Source organism: Paenibacillus sp. FJAT-27812 (assembly GCF_001273905.1).
In the GTDB taxonomy this organism is placed as follows: domain Bacteria; phylum Bacillota; class Bacilli; order Paenibacillales; family Paenibacillaceae; genus Pristimantibacillus.
Genome location: NZ_LIGH01000001.1, coordinates 3,967,340 through 3,985,365 on the forward strand (window position 1 = coordinate 3,967,340; position 18,026 = coordinate 3,985,365).

The 18,026-nt window shown below is 50.8% G+C and carries 14 protein-coding genes and 1 other annotated feature; all 14 genes read left to right on the top strand.

Annotated elements, in window-relative coordinates:
• Positions 1–50 precede the first annotated feature (50 nt).
• The 14 genes from ADU23_RS16765 to murC all read left to right on the top strand — a co-directional run bounded on the left by ADU23_RS16765 (position 51) and on the right by murC (position 17,624).
• On the top strand, positions 51–701 hold the full coding sequence (locus ADU23_RS16765; RefSeq protein WP_053374774.1) for a YjgB family protein: 651 nt from the start codon (positions 51–53) through the stop codon (positions 699–701).
• Between the two features lie 279 nt (positions 702–980).
• Positions 981–1,379: an adenosylmethionine decarboxylase gene (gene speD / locus ADU23_RS16770; protein WP_053374775.1), complete on the top strand. Its 399-nt coding sequence runs from the start codon at positions 981–983 to the stop codon at positions 1,377–1,379.
• Positions 1,380–1,578: 199 nt separating this feature from the next.
• Positions 1,579–2,961, top strand: a complete 1,383-nt coding sequence (hemA, locus tag ADU23_RS16775; RefSeq protein ID WP_053374776.1) for a glutamyl-tRNA reductase — start codon at positions 1,579–1,581, stop codon at positions 2,959–2,961.
• 22 nt (positions 2,962–2,983) lie between these two features.
• Positions 2,984–3,796 carry a cytochrome C assembly family protein gene (locus ADU23_RS16780; protein ID WP_053374777.1) on the top strand — a complete coding sequence of 271 codons (813 nt, stop codon included), beginning with the start codon at positions 2,984–2,986 and terminating at the stop codon, positions 3,794–3,796.
• Between the two features lie 33 nt (positions 3,797–3,829).
• On the top strand, positions 3,830–4,474 hold the full coding sequence (locus ADU23_RS16785) for a precorrin-2 dehydrogenase/sirohydrochlorin ferrochelatase family protein (protein WP_053374778.1): 645 nt from the start codon (positions 3,830–3,832) through the stop codon (positions 4,472–4,474).
• Positions 4,474–5,445 (top strand): hydroxymethylbilane synthase, encoded by a 972-nt coding sequence (hemC, locus tag ADU23_RS16790; RefSeq protein ID WP_053374779.1) that lies wholly within the window; start codon positions 4,474–4,476, stop codon positions 5,443–5,445. The genes ADU23_RS16785 and hemC overlap by 1 nt, the downstream gene beginning before the upstream one ends.
• Positions 5,446–5,450: 5 nt before the next feature.
• Positions 5,451–7,004: a uroporphyrinogen-III C-methyltransferase gene (cobA, locus tag ADU23_RS16795; RefSeq protein ID WP_231637424.1), complete on the top strand. Its 1,554-nt coding sequence runs from the start codon at positions 5,451–5,453 to the stop codon at positions 7,002–7,004.
• A gap of 17 nt (positions 7,005–7,021) precedes the next feature.
• Positions 7,022–8,020, top strand: a complete 999-nt coding sequence (gene hemB, locus ADU23_RS16800; protein WP_053374781.1) for a porphobilinogen synthase — start codon at positions 7,022–7,024, stop codon at positions 8,018–8,020.
• Between the two features lie 4 nt (positions 8,021–8,024).
• A complete protein-coding gene (gene hemL, locus ADU23_RS16805) occupies positions 8,025–9,326 on the top strand; it encodes a glutamate-1-semialdehyde 2,1-aminomutase (protein WP_053374782.1) in 1,302 nt (433 codons plus the stop codon).
• Between the two features lie 12 nt (positions 9,327–9,338).
• A complete protein-coding gene (locus tag ADU23_RS16810) occupies positions 9,339–10,346 on the top strand; it encodes an RluA family pseudouridine synthase (RefSeq protein ID WP_082311120.1) in 1,008 nt (335 codons plus the stop codon).
• 86 nt (positions 10,347–10,432) lie between these two features.
• Complete coding sequence (locus ADU23_RS16815; protein WP_053374783.1) at positions 10,433–11,746, top strand: LysM peptidoglycan-binding domain-containing protein; 1,314 nt, start codon at positions 10,433–10,435, stop codon at positions 11,744–11,746.
• Positions 11,747–11,864: 118 nt separating this feature from the next.
• Positions 11,865–12,105, top strand: a binding site (T-box leader).
• A 57-nt stretch (positions 12,106–12,162) separates the two neighbouring features.
• On the top strand, positions 12,163–14,805 hold the full coding sequence (locus tag ADU23_RS16820) for a valine--tRNA ligase (RefSeq protein ID WP_082198299.1): 2,643 nt from the start codon (positions 12,163–12,165) through the stop codon (positions 14,803–14,805).
• 31 nt (positions 14,806–14,836) lie between these two features.
• Positions 14,837–16,222, top strand: coding sequence for a bifunctional folylpolyglutamate synthase/dihydrofolate synthase (locus tag ADU23_RS16825; RefSeq protein WP_053374785.1), 1,386 nt, complete (start codon positions 14,837–14,839; stop codon positions 16,220–16,222).
• A 7-nt stretch (positions 16,223–16,229) separates the two neighbouring features.
• The gene (gene murC / locus ADU23_RS16830; protein WP_053374786.1) at positions 16,230–17,624 is read left to right on the top strand and encodes a UDP-N-acetylmuramate--L-alanine ligase; all 1,395 of its coding nucleotides are present in this window, start codon (positions 16,230–16,232) and stop codon (positions 17,622–17,624) included.
• The last annotated feature ends 402 nt before the right edge of the window (positions 17,625–18,026 follow it).

Consider the following 18,026-nt stretch of genomic DNA (forward strand, 5'->3'; position numbering starts at 1 on the left):
ATGGTGATTTAGATGCTGCATTGAAACTAGACATAAAGAGGAGATTGACTATGCTGAACCAAACCAAACGATTCAAACAATTCGCAGTCGGCATTTCCTTTGCGATTGCCTTATCATTGACTGCCTGCAGTAATAACGAAACGAGCGCAGACCCCACTCCGCCGCCAGCAACGGAGGCTCCTTCTGAGCAGCCAAGCCCAAAGCCTTCCCAGCAGCCAAGTGAAACGGCTGGCAGCGGCAATGCCGGCCAAGAAGTCGGAGGCACCAAGGTTAGTGAATTAATTAGCTCGATATACGATTCAGCCAAGGTAGGCAAGGTTCCAGGCAGCAGCTACGCGGCTCATGAAACATTATTCGATGATATCGAGGCAAAGTGGGGAAAAGCGGATTCCAGTGATTCAGCAGGCAAAGGAATCTATGCCACCTACAAAGACAAAGGTTTTGCCTTTGGCTACAACAAGGGCATGATTGTTTTTGATGTAAGATCATATGCGGACGAGCTTCATGCCATTACACTTAAGGACATGGAGATTGCGCTAGGCTCGGCAGAGGAGAAGACGGTTAACGGGACGGATGAAATCTATACGTATCAAGTTAACAAACAGTATCAGCTGAAATTCATCATTCCGGAAGCAACGGGCAAAGTGGATCATATCTCGGTATACAGCCCGGCGGACACAAAAAATAATATGGCAGGTTAAGCGCTGCTGCTGTAGCGGGATAAGCTCGCCTTTCATACATTGAAAACGGAGCTGGCGCATACGCTTTTCCAAACCGTTAGAAAAAAAGTATTGCAATTATCTCGGATAGATGTTATTTTTATTCTCGTTGAAAAGATTGTTGAAGATAATAATAGGAACCAGGATTCACTCAGGACATAGTTATGTTGCGAGAGATTAATCCCTCGAGAAGTGAATGACGTAGGTCCTAGCGGATGAAATTTTTCAAACATTTTATTCCTAGGAAGGGGGAACCGAAAGATGGAATACTCAACTTTCGGAAGACACGTTGCTGTTGATACTTGGGGTGTAGACTTTGATCTACTGAACAGCGCTGAATTTTTGCAATCACACATGGTAGAGGCTGCTGAAGCATGTGGTGCTACTGTATTGTCCGTTCAAGCAAAACAATTCGATCCTCAAGGCGCAACTGTACTCGTGATGCTGTCGGAGAGTCACCTCTCGATTCATACGTATCCAGAGAGAGGCTTTGCCGCGCTAGACTGTTATACCTGCGGTGAAACTGTAGATCCTCAGCTTGCGATCGACTACATGCTCGCTGTATTGAAGCCAAAAGCGACTTATGCGAAGAAGCTTGTACGCGGTATGGGCGAACTGCAAGTAGAAGAACCGAAAATGAAACAAACTGAGCTCGTTTAAGAGCTTTAAAACTTATCGATCATAGCGAAATAACCATGGATTTCATCCATGGTTATTTCTTTGCATGAAAAGGGAATAATGAGTGTGTACTTTTCAAATATTATTCATAAATGAACATTATCTGAATGATCAACTATGCTATAATAATCGTTGACATCAATGGCTAAGACGCACTAGAGAAGGAGGCAGGTGACCGCGCATGCACATTATCGCAGTAGGACTGAATTATCGAACGGCTCCCGTAGAAGTCAGAGAACAGTTTGCTTTCGCGGAACGGGATTTGCCGGAGGCATTGTTACAGCTCATTCAGACACAAAGCATAATGGAATGTGTCATAGTAGCGACCTGCAATCGTACGGAGCTATATGCAGTTGTAGACAGGCACCATCTATGTGGGCATCACATTCGCAGCTTTATGGAAAAGTGGTTCAAATTGCCTAGGCAGCAATTTACGAATCATTTATATATGTATGAGGACGAGAAGGCGATCGATCATCTGTTCCATGTGACAAGCGGACTGGATTCGATGGTTATTGGCGAAACTCAAATATTGGGACAAGTCAAACATGCATTTCTTCTCGCCCAGCAGCAAAAAACGACAGGCACCGTATTTAACATGCTGTTTAAGCAAGCTGTTACAATGGCCAAGCGTGCCCATTCCGAGACAACGATCGGCGAATCGGCCGTTTCCGTCAGCTACGCTGCGGTTGAGCTGGGAAAACGTATTTTCGGCCAATTCAACAAAAAAACAGTGATGGTTATCGGTGCGGGTGAGACAAGCGAGCTTACAGCTAAGCATTTGTACGCTAATGGCGCAGACCGAGTAGTTGTGGTAAACCGTACTTATGAACGGGCAGCCAAGCTGGCGGATAAGTTTAACGGCTGCGCCTGGTCGATGGAAGAAGCGGCTGATCGGCTGCATGAAGCGGACATTATCATTAGCTCGACAGGGTCGGACGGTTACGTGCTGACACGCCAGCAGGTGGCAGCAGCGATGCAGCGCCGCAAGGCAAAACCGCTCTTTATGATTGACATCGCGGTTCCGCGTGATTTGGACCCGTCGATTGCAGCGGTTGAAAATGTGTTCTTGTACGATATTGACGACTTGGAAGGCATTGTAGAGAGTAATCTCGAGCATCGCCGCCAAGAAGCCGCCAAAATCGAAGCCATGATCACCGAGGAGATCGATCTGTTCGAGCAATGGTATAAAACGCTTGGTGTGGTTCCGCTTATTAGATCTCTGCAAACGAAAGCGGCAGGCATCCATGAGGAAACGATGAACAGCTTGACGAACAAGCTGCCGGACCTTGGCGAGCATGAGCTCAAAGTAATCCGCAAGCTAACGAAAAGCATCGTTAACCAGATGATGCAGGACCCGATTTTGCGAATCAAAGAAATGGCCGGCGAGAAACGAGCGGATGAAGCGATGGATATGTTCGTCAAACTGTTTGCGCTCGAAGACGAGCTTACGAAGACGCGTCAAGCCGAGCTTGAAACGGCAACAGCTGCTGTCGCTGCAGAAAAAAAGAAAATCGTTCAACCCCATGCAGCCGCGGCGGTATTAGCACCTATTACAAGATAGAGGGCCGCAACGTGGAGGAACTATGGTGACGCAAAACTTTTTATATGATGCGATACTTTATATTTACGCCCTGAGCCTCCTGTTTTATTTCTCCGACTTTATGAATGCAAGTCGGAGAGCAAAGCGGATGGGTACAGGGCTGCTTATTTTTGTTTGGGTATTGCAGACTGGTTATTTGGTTGCTCGCATCGTGTCCCATCTGCAGATGACCGAAATAACGGCGTTTGAATACTGGCTGTGTTTTTCCTGGTTGCTCGTCACCATATCGTTAGTTATCAATCGATTTATAAAAATTGATTTTATCGTATTTTTTGTAAATGTAATCGGCTTTGCGGTTTTAGCGCTCAACCTCTACAGCAGCCCAGGGAATGGTGAGTCGCTGGCGGTTTGGGAAACGACGAGAGAGCTATTATATATTCATATCAGTCTTATTTTGTGCGCTTATGCGGCGCTGACGTTAGGCGCTTTATTCGCTGGCATGTATATGTTTTTGCATAATCAATTGAAACGAAAACGGTGGACGAACTTTGTGCGCAGACTGCCGAGCTTGGACACGATTGAGCGGTATGGCGATCGGGCGATTATTATCGGGGTTCCGCTGCTTGCAATGTCGCTTGCGATTGCGGTTACTTCCTTGCTCGTAGAAGGACGAGCCGAGCTGCTGCTGGACTGGAAGGTGCTGTCTTCATTTGGAACGTTGATTATGTATGCCATTTATGTGTATCAGAGAGCGATGCTGAGAAGGCCGGGGCTTCAATTAGCCCGTTTGTATATATTTTCGTTTGGCTTGCTGCTTTTGAATTTATTTTCTAATTATTTTTCTTCCTTTCACTAGCGAAGGAACGAGGCGGCGGGAGGCACAGCCCAGATGAATGGATTTTATCCGGTCGTCTTGCAGCTACGAGGCAAACGCTGCGTTGTCATCGGAGGCGGAAGTATCGCTCAGCGAAAGCTGCGCGGCCTTCTGGAAGCGGGGGCTGACGAGATATGGGTGATAAGCCCCTCGTTCACTCCGAAAATAGCTGGCTGGGCCTCTGAAGGTAAGATTCGGGCCTTTCAGCGCGCGTATAACGAGGCTGATTTGCAGGGAGCATGGCTTGTTTTTGCCGCAACCAATGATTCCGGGGTGAATGCAGAGGTATCTGCTGCTGGGGAACGGCTTGGCCTTTTGGTAAACGCGGCCGATGAAGCAAGCAGCAGCTCATTTATCTCTCCCTCCACCTTGCGAAGAGGCGATTTATTGCTTGCCGTTACGGCATCGGGCGCAAGTCCGGCATTGTCGCAGCAGATCAGGCTGGAACTGGAAGCGCAGTATGGACCAGAGTATGAAGAAATAACAGCCCGGCTTAGGCGCCTGCGCGAGCTTGTGCGAAGCAGGATACTTGATGAGCAGGATAGGCAGACCGTTTTGAAGCTTGCAGCCGAAGAGGCTGTGCAGCAGAGGAGAACCAGCTTTGACATCGATGAATGGCTGCAAAGCCTGCTTCATCGGATAGACAGGGGGCTTACATAATGGCAACGACTAATGAGGGACAACGAGTCATCGTTGTTGGAACAAGGCAAAGCGCGCTCGCGTTGACGCAAACCGGACAAGTGATTGAGGAGCTAAAGCGGATCAGCGAGAAGCATGGGTTCGATTATGCGTTCGAAGTGAAAAAGATCGTAACGAAGGGTGACCGTATTCTTGATGTCACTTTGTCCAAGGTGGGCGGCAAGGGACTGTTCGTTAAAGAAATTGAACAAGCGCTCGTTGACGGCGAAATCGACATGGCTGTTCACAGCATGAAGGACATGCCTTACGCGCTTCCTGAAGGGCTAATTAACGGCGCTATTCCAAAACGTGTTGACCCAAGAGATTGCTTGGTTATGCGTGAAGGAAGCAGCTTGGATGATTTGCCACGCGGCGCCCGGGTAGGCACTAGCAGCCTGCGCCGCTCCAGCCAGCTCAAAAACGCAAGACCCGATCTTCAGCTGGAATCCATTCGCGGCAACATTGATTCACGCATGCGCAAGCTCGAAACCGAGGGATTTGACGCCGTTGTGCTCGCTGCCGCAGGCCTTACGCGGATGGGCTGGCAGGATCACATCTCCTCGAACATTCCTGTGGATGTATGTCTGCCTGCTGTAGGACAAGGCGCGCTTGGCATTGAATGCCGCGAGGATGACGAGCAGGTTAGGGAATTGCTGTCTTTGATTAACGATAATGAGACGGAGCTGACCGTTCGTGCGGAGCGCAGCTTCCTGGGTACGCTGAACGGTGGCTGCCAAGTGCCGATTGGCGCTTATTGCGTTCTCGGCGAAGAAGACGGAGGCCAAAACGGCAAACGCCACCTCGTAATGACGGGAATGGTCGGTTCCCCTGACGGCACAACGCTGCTGAAGGAAGTGAAGCAGGGAACGGACCCTGAGCAGCTTGGACGGGATGTAGCAGCTGCGCTCATCGAACGTGGCGCAGACCGCATTTTAGCCGAAATTGGGGGATGAAAGGCTTGGACAAGGGGAAGGTTTATTTGGTTGGCGCCGGACCGGGAGATCCGAAGCTGATTACCGTGCGCGGACTGGAATGTTTAGAGGAATGTGAGGTTGTCGTCTACGATCGGTTGGCCAGCCCCAGATTGCTTCGGCATTTGAAGCCGGGGACGGAGAGGATTTATGTCGGCAAGCTACCGGATCGCCATACGATGAAGCAAGAGGAGATCAATCAGCTTCTTGTTGACTTGGCGCTGCAGGGAAAGACGGTTACTCGGCTGAAGGGCGGCGACCCGACGATTTTTGGACGTGTTGGCGAAGAGGCGGAATTGCTCTATGACAACGGAATAGAGTTCGAAATCGTACCCGGCATAACTTCGGCGATTGCCGTTCCTGCTTATGCGGGCATTCCGGTCACGCACCGCGACTTAGCCTCATCCTTATCCATCATTACGGGTCATGAGAGTCCGGACAAGCTTGATCGCTCCATTCATTGGGATAAAGTAACGAACGCAACGGGCACCCTTATTTTTCTGATGGGCGTTGCCAAGATCGGATATATAGCGGATCAGCTCATTAAGCACGGCAAGCCTCCTGAAACGCCGGTTGCCCTTATTCGCTGGGGAACCAGGGTTGAGCAGCGGACGGTTGTCGGCACGCTGGAGACGATTGAGCGAATTGTAAAAGAAGCGAATTTCCAGCCTCCAGCCGTTATCGTTGTCGGCGAGGTCGTGCTGCAGCGAGAGAAGCTGAGATGGTATGAGAATAAGCCGCTATTTGGCATGCGGGTGCTTGTTACTCGCGCAAGGTCCCAAGCAAGCGAGCTTGCGGACCAGATTGAACTGCTCGGCGGAGAGCCCTGTGAGTTTCCCGTCATTGAGACGGTGGAGCCATCTGACCCGGCAGCGATCGAGTCGCTGCGGAAGCAGCTTGAGCAGGCGGAGCACTATCAATGGCTTATGTTCACTAGCGTGAATGGCGTAGATTATTTTTTCGGATGGCTTCGTAAATTCCGAATTGATATGAGAAGATTTGTTGACGCCAAAATTGCAGCGGTCGGTCCTAAGACGGCAGAGGCGCTTGCAAAGCGCGGTTTGGTGGTAGAGGAACTGCCGGCTAAGTTCCATGCGGAAGGGCTGCTTGAGCATCTTGGGCCGCAGCTCAGAGCCGGTGAGCGCGTCCTGCTGCCGCGAGGCGATCTTGCGCGTGAAGTGCTGCCGCGCGAGCTGAAGGCTATGGGACTAATTCCTACGGAAATAGATGTATATGAAACGGTGCTCGCAGACCAGCAGGAGGAGCTTGCGCTTGAATGGATTCGTGAGAAAGAGATCCATTTGATTACGTTCACAAGCTCGTCCACGGTGACGAACCTCCTGGAAGTATTAAGACGCAAAGGCGTAACTGATCCTGTGGAGCTGCTGTCGGATATTCCGATTGCGAGCATAGGTCCGATTACAACACAGACGGCAATTGAAGCGGGCTTGAAGGTTGCCATCGAGCCAGAGGATTCAACGCTCGATGGATTGCTTCAGGCAATGGTCCAATATCAGCAAAGCAACAAGCTATCACAGTAAGGGAGGAATGATCAGCTATGACTTTTCCAACAGTTAGAAATCGCAGATTACGCAGAACGGCCGCTCTTCGGAGCATGGTAAGGGAGACCGTTCTTAGCGTGAATGATTTTATATATCCGATCTTCGTTACTCACGGTCAGAATGTGAGAAATGAGATTCCGTCGATGCCGGGCATCTACCATTTATCAATGGATCTTCTGGAGGAAGAAATTCGCGAGGTCGTTTCGCTGGGCATTCAGTCGGTGCTTCTCTTCGGAATTCCAGAGACAAAGGATGCGATTGGGACTTCAGCATATGACGCGAACGGGATCGTTCAGCAGGCGATTCGTGCCGTCAAGGAATGGGCGCCAGAGCTTGTTGTTATAGCGGATACCTGCTTATGCCAATTCACCGACCACGGCCATTGCGGCGTCGTGCATGTCCATGAGGCAACCGGCGTTGCGGAAATCGACAACGATTCCTCCTTGGATTTGCTTGTACAGACGGCCGTGTCGCAAGCGGAGGCGGGAGCAGACATTATTGCCCCTTCCAATATGATGGACGGCTTCGTGCTTGCCATTCGCGAAGGACTGGACGATGCGGGCTATAGCGATATTCCGATTCTTTCCTATTCGGTGAAATTTGCTTCTGCTTATTATGGGCCATTCCGTGATGCCGTCCATTCAGCGCCGCAGTTCGGCGATCGCAAGACGTATCAAATGGACCCGGCGAATGTGCGCGAGGCGCTGCGCGAAGCGGAATCAGACATTGCTGAGGGCGCTGATATGCTTATGGTGAAGCCTGCGCTCGCTTATCTAGACATCTTGCGTTTGCTGAAGGATAAATACAATCTGCCGGTAGCTGCATATAACGTAAGCGCCGAATACTCGATGGTGAAGGCTGCTGCAGCAAATGGTTGGATTAACGAGAAGCTGATCGTGCTTGAGACCTTAACGGGAATGAAACGCGCTGGCGCTGATCTTATTATCACGTACCACGCAAAGGATGCGGCTCGTTGGTTAAGAGGAGAGGGGTAAGCAGATGAGTGATCAGTCGAACCTTAGAAATGACGCACGCTCGGTAGCTGCTTTCGCGAGAGCGAAGCAGGTTATTCCAGGCGGAGTGAACAGTCCGGTTAGAGCGTTCAAATCGGTTGGCCTTAATCCCGTATATATGGAGCGGGGAGAAGGCAGCCGCATTTATGATATCGACGGCAACAGCTATATAGATTATGTAGCATCGTGGGGTCCGCTCATTATGGGACATGCCCATCCTGAGGTTATTGAAGCCATTAAACGGACGGCTGAGAAAGGGACGAGCTTTGGCGCTCCGACAGAGCTTGAAACGTTGATGGCTGAGCTTGTCTGCGAGCGTGTTCCTTCGGTTGACGTTGTTCGTATGGTCAATTCCGGCACGGAAGCGACGATGAGCGCTTTGCGCCTAGCGCGGGGATATACGAAGCGCAACAAAATTTTGAAATTCGAGGGCTCGTATCATGGTCATGCCGACAGCTTGCTCATCAAAGCAGGCTCGGGTGTGGCAACGTTAGGTTTGCCTGACAGCCCTGGCGTGCCGGAGCATGTGGCTACACACACCATTACGGTGCCTTATAACGATATCGAATCGGTGAAGATAGCGTTCGAGAAGTTTGGCGAGGAGATTGCTTGCGTCATCGTTGAGCCGGTTGCCGGCAATATGGGCGTCGTACCGCCGCTGCCTGGTTTTCTGCAGGGACTGCGCGATGTAACGACAGAATACGGCACCGTGCTTATTTTTGACGAGGTGATGACGGGCTTCCGCGTCGGCTATAGCTGTGCGCAGGGCCTATATGATATTAAGCCGGATCTTACGTGCTTCGGCAAAGTAATCGGCGGAGGCTTGCCAGTAGGCGCGTACGGCGGCAAACGCGAGCTGATGGAGCTGATTGCGCCGAGCGGGCCGATATACCAAGCTGGAACATTGTCCGGCAATCCGCTGGCAATGGCGGCAGGCTACACGACGCTGAAGCTGCTGACGCATGAGGTCTATGAGCAGCTTGAACGCCAAGCGGTTAGACTGCAGCTCGGCTTTGAAGGCAATGCCCGCAAGCATGGCGTTGCAAGCACGATCAACCGGGTAGGATCAATGGTTTGTCCTTTCTTTACCGACACGTTCGTTATTAACTACGATACAGCCAAAACATCCGATCTCGAACGGTTTAAGAAGTATTTTGCATCGATGCTTGATTTAGGCGTTAGCGTTGCACCTTCCCAGTTCGAGGGGATGTTCGTCTCAGCGGTTCATACGAATGAGGATATTGACGCAACGATTGAAGCGCATGATATTGCGTTTAGCCGATTGTAGGAGGAAAATATGATGATCAATGGGCAAGCAAAACGGAATGGACAGTGGCTGGAGCTGGATTGGTTAGCTCTGGGCTTGCCTATCGTTTCTGCAGCCGTTGATCCCGATTCGGAAAAAGACCCGGCACATACGCCGGAGCTTGCACAGCCGCGGGCTGGCAGCCATCCGCATGCAGTGCGGCAGTGGCTGCTGGCCCGTTCTTTATTTCCGCAAAAGTGGATCAACAGGCTGTTTTCGATTGGAGGCATCCAGTGGAACGGGGATAAGCTTCAACTGCTCGCTTTTCCGCCGGTAGATCCGAAAGAAGACGCGCTGTATCGCAAAGCTTCTCAGCCGTCTTATGTGGAGGCTCCTGCTGTTCTCTATGAGGATGATTTTTGCATGGTGCTTCACAAGCCAGCGGGAATGGCCGTGCATGAATCGTTTGCCGGGCAAACAGGCACTTTGGATGAAGCCGCGGCCAGGCATCTGCTGAGCCAGCGCGATCCGCTTACCGTCCGCCATATCCACAGACTCGATGATGACACTTCCGGTCCTGTGCTTTATGCGAAAAATGATTTGGCGCAGTGGAAGCTGGATGAGGCGATGCGAGCCAAAGCGATCGACAGGCAATATATTGCCATCGTACATGGACGGCTGTCCAAGCCATCGGGAACGATCGATCTCCCGATAGGCAAGGATCGGCATCATCGTGCGAAACGCCGCGTATCGGAGAGCGGCGAACAGGCTATTACGCACTACGAGACGGTTGATGCGAGCGCACAGCTGTCGCTGCTTCGCGTGAAGCTTGAGACCGGACGAACCCATCAAATACGCGTTCATATGAGCTATATCGGACATTCGCTTGTTGGCGACGGCTTGTACGGAGGCGATGCGCGTCTGCTCGGGCATCAAGCGCTTCATGGGGAGAAGCTCGTTTTTCCCCACCCATGGAATGACACGCTCGTTGAAGCGCTCGCGCCTTGGCCGCAATGGCTCGAACAGCTTTCGGAAAACATACATTCCCGTTCAAAAAGATAGTCATGCTCCTGCCCAACACCCCATATAGATAAGTAGTGAATGTAACGTTAGCCCAAGCATTCAGTATGAGAGGGGAGGACTTTAGCGTGTCGGATCAAACGAACGGATTACGCTTTGACGTGTACGAGCGCGTCCATTTGCCCGATGATGTAGCGGCAATTGACGAGCTGGAGGAAATTGAGCTTGTTCCCCGTATCCAAGTCATCGATCAGGGGGACCATGCCGTGCTTCGAGGACAGCTGCTTCTGAGCGGAATTTATAGGAGTCAAAATGATCCTGAAAATTCGCTGACGCTCGAGCACTGGATACCGGTCGAAATAACGCTGCCGATGAACCGCATCTCTCGGCTGGACGATATTTCGATTGATATTGATAATTTTGACGTCGACTTATTGTCTGCCCGCACATTAAACATTACAGGCGTCCTTTCCTTAAGAGGCATCTCCGCTCAGCCTGTTCAGGAGCAAGAGGAGCTCTGGCGGGAAGAACCGTTCACTGTCGTCCATCAGAGGGATGCCTATGAGGAACGTGCGATTGAGTTTCTAAACAATCAGAGCATTCCTTCCAACGAGCAGCCGTACATACCGGAGGAAAATGACATTGCTGCGCAAGAGGAGTTTTCCTTCAAGCAGCGGCCGGATGTATCGGATGAATCAGAGCAGCCGAATGAATCGGAGCCTACGGTTATGATCTCATCGGTATCTCATGATACGGGATGGTCATCGTCGCAGCTGTTCGCAACCGAAGCGCAGCCATCCGAAGAACAAGAGGAATTCCAAGCGGAAGAGCGTGAAATCACGTTATCCTCCCAGCAAGCGAGCCATGAGAGCTGGCTTGCGAATTCTGAATCGTTTGCGAATTCCCCATCTGAACCGGATCAGGATCAATCGCCGTTCCAAAGCTCGCAGCAGCCTTTGGAGCAGGAGCGCGAGGAGTTTGAAGCACAGGAGCCGCAATCATTCATTCCGGATGCTTTGCCGCCGCAGAGGCAGGAGCCAGATCAGGAAAAACCGGAGCTGCGCATCGCAGTTGGGGGCAAGCAGCCCCAGCCTCAAGAGGGAAGCGGATTGGCTCCTGATGTGGGCATTCTTACGCTGCTTCAGACGAGCAGACGGGAGCAAGCGGCTCGTCAGGCGGCTGAAGAGGTTGTGGCCCAGCAGCGGGCGGATGAGGTTGCAAGAGTACAAGCGTCAGGCGATGAGATCGAGTGGAAAAACTTATTTCTCGGCAAACGTTCGGAGGATACGGAATTCCGTAGAATTCGGATGTGCATCGTGCAGAGGGATGAGACGCTTGACGTTATTGCCTCCCGTTACAGCTTGAACCCGAGAGAAATCATCATCTATAACCGATTGGATGATTCCAGCGTGTCCGAAGGGCAACTGATTTACATTCCTTGATGGTTAATTATGACAAAAATGCCCCTATTGCTCATTATTTTGAGCAATAGGGGCATTTGTTATGCAAGTTTGGTTGACTCGGCGGCGCAACAAAGGTATGATTAAACATATATGCGTTATAACGACGTTGAAGGGGAATAGTACGCAGCAAAGCCTTCAGAGAGTGGAACCGTTACGCTGAGAGGTTCTGCAGGAAGTGACTGCTACGAGTCGCCCCGGAGTTGCCTGAGTCAAGTATGAGCAACCTGTGCTCTACCGAAGTCAGGCCGGCCGCAGCCGTTATCTGTTTGAGTGTCATGCGGATCTTGTTCGCATGGAACAAAGGTGGTACCACGGAAGCTAAACCTTTCGTCCTTTATGATAAGGGCGGAAGGTTTTTTTTGTTTTTGTAGATCGATTTATGGAGGATGGAACGAATGTCAGAAAATCAAACGACAACTGCAATGCCGACAACCTATGATCCCAAGGCAGCCGAGCAGAAATGGTACGATTACTGGATGCAGGGCCAATTTTTCGAGGCGGGCAAACGCCCGGACGCTCAGCCGTATACCATTGTTATCCCGCCTCCTAACGTGACCGGAATGCTTCATATCGGGCATGCGTTAGATTTTACCTTACAGGATATTTTGATTAGAACGAAGCGTATGCAAGGTTATGACGCGCTTTGGCTGCCTGGATCAGACCACGCGGGCATCGCAACTCAGACAAGAGTAGAGCAGAAGCTTCGTGAGCAAGGAGTCTCTCGTTATGATTTGGGGCGGGAAGCTTTCCTTGAGAAGGTATGGGAGTGGAAGGAAGAGTATGCGAACACGATTCGCGAGCAATGGGCGAAAATGGGTCTTTCCCTTGATTACTCAAGAGAGCGGTTCACGCTGGATGAGGGCCTATCCAAGGCTGTTCGTGAGGTGTTTGTTCGTCTCTATGAGAAGGGGCTTATCTACCGCGGCAAAAAAATCATTAACTGGGACCCTGCTGCGCGCACAGCACTTTCCGATATTGAAGTAGAGCATAAAGAAGTTAACGGTCATTTGTACCATTTGCAATATCCGCTTAAGGACGGCTCCGGCTTCATTACGGTCGCAACGACTCGTCCGGAGACGATGCTGGGCGATTCGGCGGTAGCCGTTCATCCTGAGGATGAACGCTATAAGCACTTGATCGGACAATTGATCGTGCTTCCGATTGTCGGCCGCGAAATTCCGATTATTGCAGACGAATACGTAGACAAGGAATTTGGTTCAGGCGCTGTAAAAATAACGCCTGCGCATGATCCGAACGACTTCGAGGTTGGCGAGCGCCACAGCCTTCCGCAAATTATCGTCATGGACGAGACAGGCAAGATGAATGCTGAAGCAGGCCCTTATCAAGGCCTCGACCGCTTCGATTGCCGCAAGCAGCTTGTTAAGGATTTGCAAGAGCAAGGCGTTTGCATTGAAATAGAAGATCATGTGCATCAGGTTGGACACAGCGAGCGCAGCGGCGCCGTTGTAGAGCCTTACTTGTCCACGCAGTGGTTCGTTGCGATGAAGCCGCTGGCTGAAGCGGCAATTGCTGCTCAAAAAGCAGGCAAAGGCGTGAATTTTGTACCGGAGCGCTTTGAGAAAATCTATTTGCACTGGATCGAGAACGTTCGCGACTGGTGTATTTCCCGTCAATTGTGGTGGGGCCACCGTATTCCGGCTTGGTATGACGAGGCGACAGGCGAGATGCATGTATCCCGCGAGGATATGGCAGGAGACCACCTGAGCCAAGACAATGACGTGCTTGATACTTGGTTCAGCTCCGCGCTATGGCCGTTCTCAACGCTTGGCTGGCCGGATCAGACCGAGGACCTGAAGCGTTTCTACCCAACTGATGTGCTCGTTACGGGATACGATATCATTTACTTCTGGGTTGCGCGGATGATCTTTACGGCGCTTGAGTTTACGGAGCAGTCGCCATTTAAGGACGTGCTGATCCACGGCCTCGTTCGCGACTCCGAAGGACAAAAAATGTCCAAGTCGAAGGGCAACGGCGTTGATCCGCTTGAAGTGATTGAGAAATACGGCGCTGATGCGATGCGTTACATGATCTCTACCAGCAGCACGCCTGGACAGGATTTGCGTTTCCGCTGGGAGAAGGTGGAGCAAGCACGCAACTTCGCTAATAAAATTTGGAATGCCTCGCGTTTTGCGCTTATGAATTTGGAAGGCGTGGAAGCGAAGGACATTGATATTACCGTTAACTTGGGAACGGCGGATCGCTGGATTTTGCATCGCCTGAACGAAACGGTTCGTGACGTAACCCGTCTAATCGACAGCTACGAGTTCGGTGAAACCGGACGTTTATTGTATAATTTCATTTGGGATGATCTATGCGACTGGTATATCGAGTTCGCTAAGCTCAGCCTATACAGCACGGATGAAACAGCGAAAAAAGCAACGCAATCCGTTCTGGCGTATGTGCTTGACCGGACGCAGCGCCTCATCCACCCATTCATGCCATATATCAGCGAAGAGATCTGGCAGCATTTGCCGCATGTAGGCGAGACGATTACGCTCGCTGAATGGCCGGTATACGACACAGCGCTCGAAGCGCCGGAAGCTGTCAAAGAGATGGAGCTTCTTATGGAAATGATTCGTGCGGTACGCAATATCCGTGCGGAAGTGAATGTGCCGATGAGCAAAAAGATCGAAATGCTTATCAAGCCGTCAGGCGAGGCTGAAGCGGCGATCCTGCTTCGCAACGAAGAATTCATTAAACGTTTCTGCGGTACGTCCATGCTTGAAACAGGCTTGCATATCAGCGCGCCTGACAAAGCGATGACGGCTATCCTAACAGGCGCTGAGCTTTATTTGCCGCTTGCAGGCTTAATCGATATCGCTCAGGAGATTGCAAGGCTGGAGAAGGAACATCAGCATTTGAATACCGAGGTTGAGCGGGTTGAGAAGAAGCTTGGCAACGAGGGCTTCGTAGCGAAAGCGCCGGCTAAGGTTATCGATGAGGAACGCGCCAAAATGAATGATTATGCAGAAAAACGCGATAAGGTGCTAGCTAGAATTGCGGAATTGCGCGGATAACGCTGCAAAAACGGAAGAAGGTTCGAATAGTATGACAGAGCATAATATAGAGCAGCGGCCGGCAGGGCCGCTGCAATCCTATAAAGAAGCGGTAGATTGGATTACGGGGCTTATTCCCTTTGGCATCCGACCTGGTCTTGACCGGGTCGAGAAGCTGATGGAGATGCTTGATCATCCACATCGCAGATTGAAATTTATTCATATTGCCGGAACGAATGGCAAAGGGTCCACTTCCGCTTATTTAACAAGCGTGCTGCTTCGTGCCGGGTATGATGTAGGAACCTTTACATCGCCTTATATCACCAAGTTTACGAACCGGTTTCAGTACAACGGGATCGATATTGAAGAAGAGACGCTGTTAAAGCTCGCCAATGATCTCAAGCCTCATGTCGAAGCCATTGCAGAGACGGAGCTTGGTTCGCCGACGATGTTCGAGGTGTCTACGGCGCTTGCCATTCTTTTTTACGCGAAGGTTACTTATCCCGATTATGTCGTGTGGGAGACAGGACTTGGCGGCCGGCTTGACGTTACGAATATCGTGCATCCGGTCGTCTCCGTCATTACGAATATCGGCCATGATCATATGGACCGGCTTGGCGACACGATCGCTGCCGTTGCCAGCGAGAAGGCTGGCATTATTAAAGCAGGCATTCCGGTAGTCAGCGCGGTAACCCAGCCTGAAGCGATCGAGGTAATTAAAAGAGTCGCAGCCGAGAAGAAAAGTACGTTGTATTTGCTCGGCGAGCAGTTCCATGAAACGGCGCTGTCGGTTCGTGAGGATGAGCAAACCTTCGCTTTCAACAATTTGTTCCGGAGCATTGAGCCGCTTACGATTACGCTTAACGGGGCTCATCAACGGATGAACGCTGCTGTGGCGGTAATGACGCTAGAGGTGCTGCGTCAATACAATGCGCTTGTGGTGGAGGACGACATTTTGGCGGAAGGGCTGCGGACTGCGGCTTGGCCGGGCCGTCTCGAAATGGTTTCCAAGGAACCTCGGATACTGATCGATGGCGCCCACAACCCGGAAGGTGCAGAATCGCTTGCCGATGCGTTAAAAACAACGTATAAGTATGATCGTTTGCATCTTATGATGGGTATGCTGGAGAATAAGAATCATCAGGATGTTCTTAAGCATATACTACCAATAGTGGATACGCTTATTGTGACCGAGCCTGATTTTCGGATGAAAAAAGAAGCACCCGCCTTGGCCGAGTTAATACAGGAAATGCGGGAAAAACAGCCTGATGAGTACTCTTTCGAGCTGGTAGTAGAACAGAATTGGCAACATGCATTACAAAAACTACAACAGTTAACCGGGGAAACAGACCTTGGGGTCGTGACAGGCACGCTTTATTTAATAGCTGACGTTCGCTCCCGCATCTTGTATAACTCGGATTCTGAAAAAGGTTGGTGAACCGTCTTTGAATACGGCAGAACACGTTCATTTCATCGGAATCGGCGGTTACGGAATGAGTGCCATTGCCCGCGTCATGCTGGAAATGGGCTATAAGGTGACTGGATCCGATGTCGCGCGTCAAGAATTAACAGAGAAGCTTGCTGCAAATGGTGCCAGCATCTATATCGGTCATCAGCCGGAGCATGTAAAGGGAGCGGACCTGGTCGTTTATTCGACTGCGCTTTCAAAGGATAATGTAGAACGGAAAGCGGCAGAGGAGCTTAACATTCCCGTTTTGCATCGTTCGCAAATGTTGGCTAGATTGATGAACGCAGGCAAAGGAATCGCAGTAGCCGGCGCACATGGCAAGACGACGACGTCTTCCATGATCGCGCTTGTTATGGAATCCTGCGATGCGGACCCTACCTATATTATCGGCGGGGAGATCGTTAATGTAGGCACTAACGCTAAAGCGGGTAAAGGCGAGTATGTCGTTGCGGAAGCGGATGAGAGTGACGGGTCGTTCCTGCATTACCACCCGACGCTAGCTATCGTAACGAATATCGAGCCGGATCATCTTGAAAATTATGACGGCGATTTCGGCAAGCTGAAGGCTGCCTACGTCCAGTTTTTGCAGCAGGTGAAAGAGGGCGGCAAAGCAATTGTTTGCGCGGATGACGAGACGGTTAACGAACTGATACCGCAAGTGTACAAAGGCAATTTCGATGCATCGCAGCTTGTCACCTACGGCATTGACGGCGATGCGCAATATAAAGCTCAAAACATTGTGCTTGGCGACCGTAAGGTATCCTTCGCAATGACGCATAACGGCGAGTCGCTTGGCGATGTGGAGTTGTCTGTTCCGGGGCTCCATAACGTGTATAATGCGATGGCCACGATTATTACTTGTCTAGAAGCGGGCTTGTCCTTCGATAAAATCGCGGTGGCGATTCAGTCGTTTAGAGGCGCTAAACGCCGCTTCCAGGTGCTTGGAGAAGTTAATGATATTTTGGTCATTGATGACTATGCCCATCACCCGACGGAGATCAGAGCGACGATCAGCGCGGCTAAAGCGACAGGGAAACGCATTATTGCGGTATTCCAGCCGCAGCGCTATACGCGGACGTTTTTCTTATTCGATCAGTTTAGCCGCGCATTTCCTGAGGCAGATCAGGTGATCATCACCGATATTTACTCACCTGCCGGCGAGCTTGAAATCGAAGGAGTAAACTCGCATAAGCTGGTTGAGCTGATCAAGAGCAACAGCAACGCGAACACCGAGTATTTCCCAACGAAAGAGGAAGTGCTCGCTTATTTGACTGAACGAGTCGCACCAGGCGACCTTGTCATCACGATGGGAGCAGGCGACATTTGGAAGGTAGCGGACTCGCTAGCCAAATCGCTCAAAGCAGCCCACTAAGTGCAAAATGCCTGTTGGTTCCTTTGGAATCGGCGGGCATTTTTTGATTGGGCAACGATAGGATTAGCAGCCTGTTCTAATTAGATAAAATTCAAGTAACCCATACCGCTCAACTAACTCGCATCCCAATCGCCCCCACACTATTTTTTCAACACATATCCTCTTATGATCAAAACTCCACGTTTAGTGGAGGTATCCGGATTTCTACTGCAATTTGTACAATGTAAGGGTCCACTACCGGCTAATTTCAATGCTACGTTGCAGTTTCTGCAACAGAAATCGCCGCAGTCCGCTCGGTTTCTACCTTAGGGCTATTTCCACTGCATTTTTTACAGCGTAGCTTCTCATTCGGACTGCTATGTCAGCTTTCTATTGCACAAAGTGCAATGTACGAAACTCGGT

Excerpts from the sequence above, each read along its gene's own strand:
- ADU23_RS16765 (WP_053374774.1), top strand. The coding sequence starts at position 51 with ATGCTGAACCAAACCAAACGATTCAAACAATTCGCAGTCGGCATTTCC.
- speD (WP_053374775.1), top strand. The coding sequence starts at position 981 with ATGGAATACTCAACTTTCGGAAGACACGTTGCTGTTGATACTTGGGGT.
- hemA (WP_053374776.1), top strand. The coding sequence starts at position 1,579 with ATGCACATTATCGCAGTAGGACTGAATTATCGAACGGCTCCCGTAGAA.
- ADU23_RS16780 (WP_053374777.1), top strand. The coding sequence starts at position 2,984 with ATGGTGACGCAAAACTTTTTATATGATGCGATACTTTATATTTACGCC.
- ADU23_RS16785 (WP_053374778.1), top strand. The coding sequence starts at position 3,830 with ATGAATGGATTTTATCCGGTCGTCTTGCAGCTACGAGGCAAACGCTGC.
- hemC (WP_053374779.1), top strand. The coding sequence starts at position 4,474 with ATGGCAACGACTAATGAGGGACAACGAGTCATCGTTGTTGGAACAAGG.
- hemB (WP_053374781.1), top strand. The coding sequence starts at position 7,022 with ATGACTTTTCCAACAGTTAGAAATCGCAGATTACGCAGAACGGCCGCT.
- hemL (WP_053374782.1), top strand. The coding sequence starts at position 8,025 with ATGAGTGATCAGTCGAACCTTAGAAATGACGCACGCTCGGTAGCTGCT.
- ADU23_RS16810 (WP_082311120.1), top strand. The coding sequence starts at position 9,339 with ATGATCAATGGGCAAGCAAAACGGAATGGACAGTGGCTGGAGCTGGAT.
- ADU23_RS16820 (WP_082198299.1), top strand. The coding sequence starts at position 12,163 with ATGTCAGAAAATCAAACGACAACTGCAATGCCGACAACCTATGATCCC.
- ADU23_RS16825 (WP_053374785.1), top strand. The coding sequence starts at position 14,837 with ATGACAGAGCATAATATAGAGCAGCGGCCGGCAGGGCCGCTGCAATCC.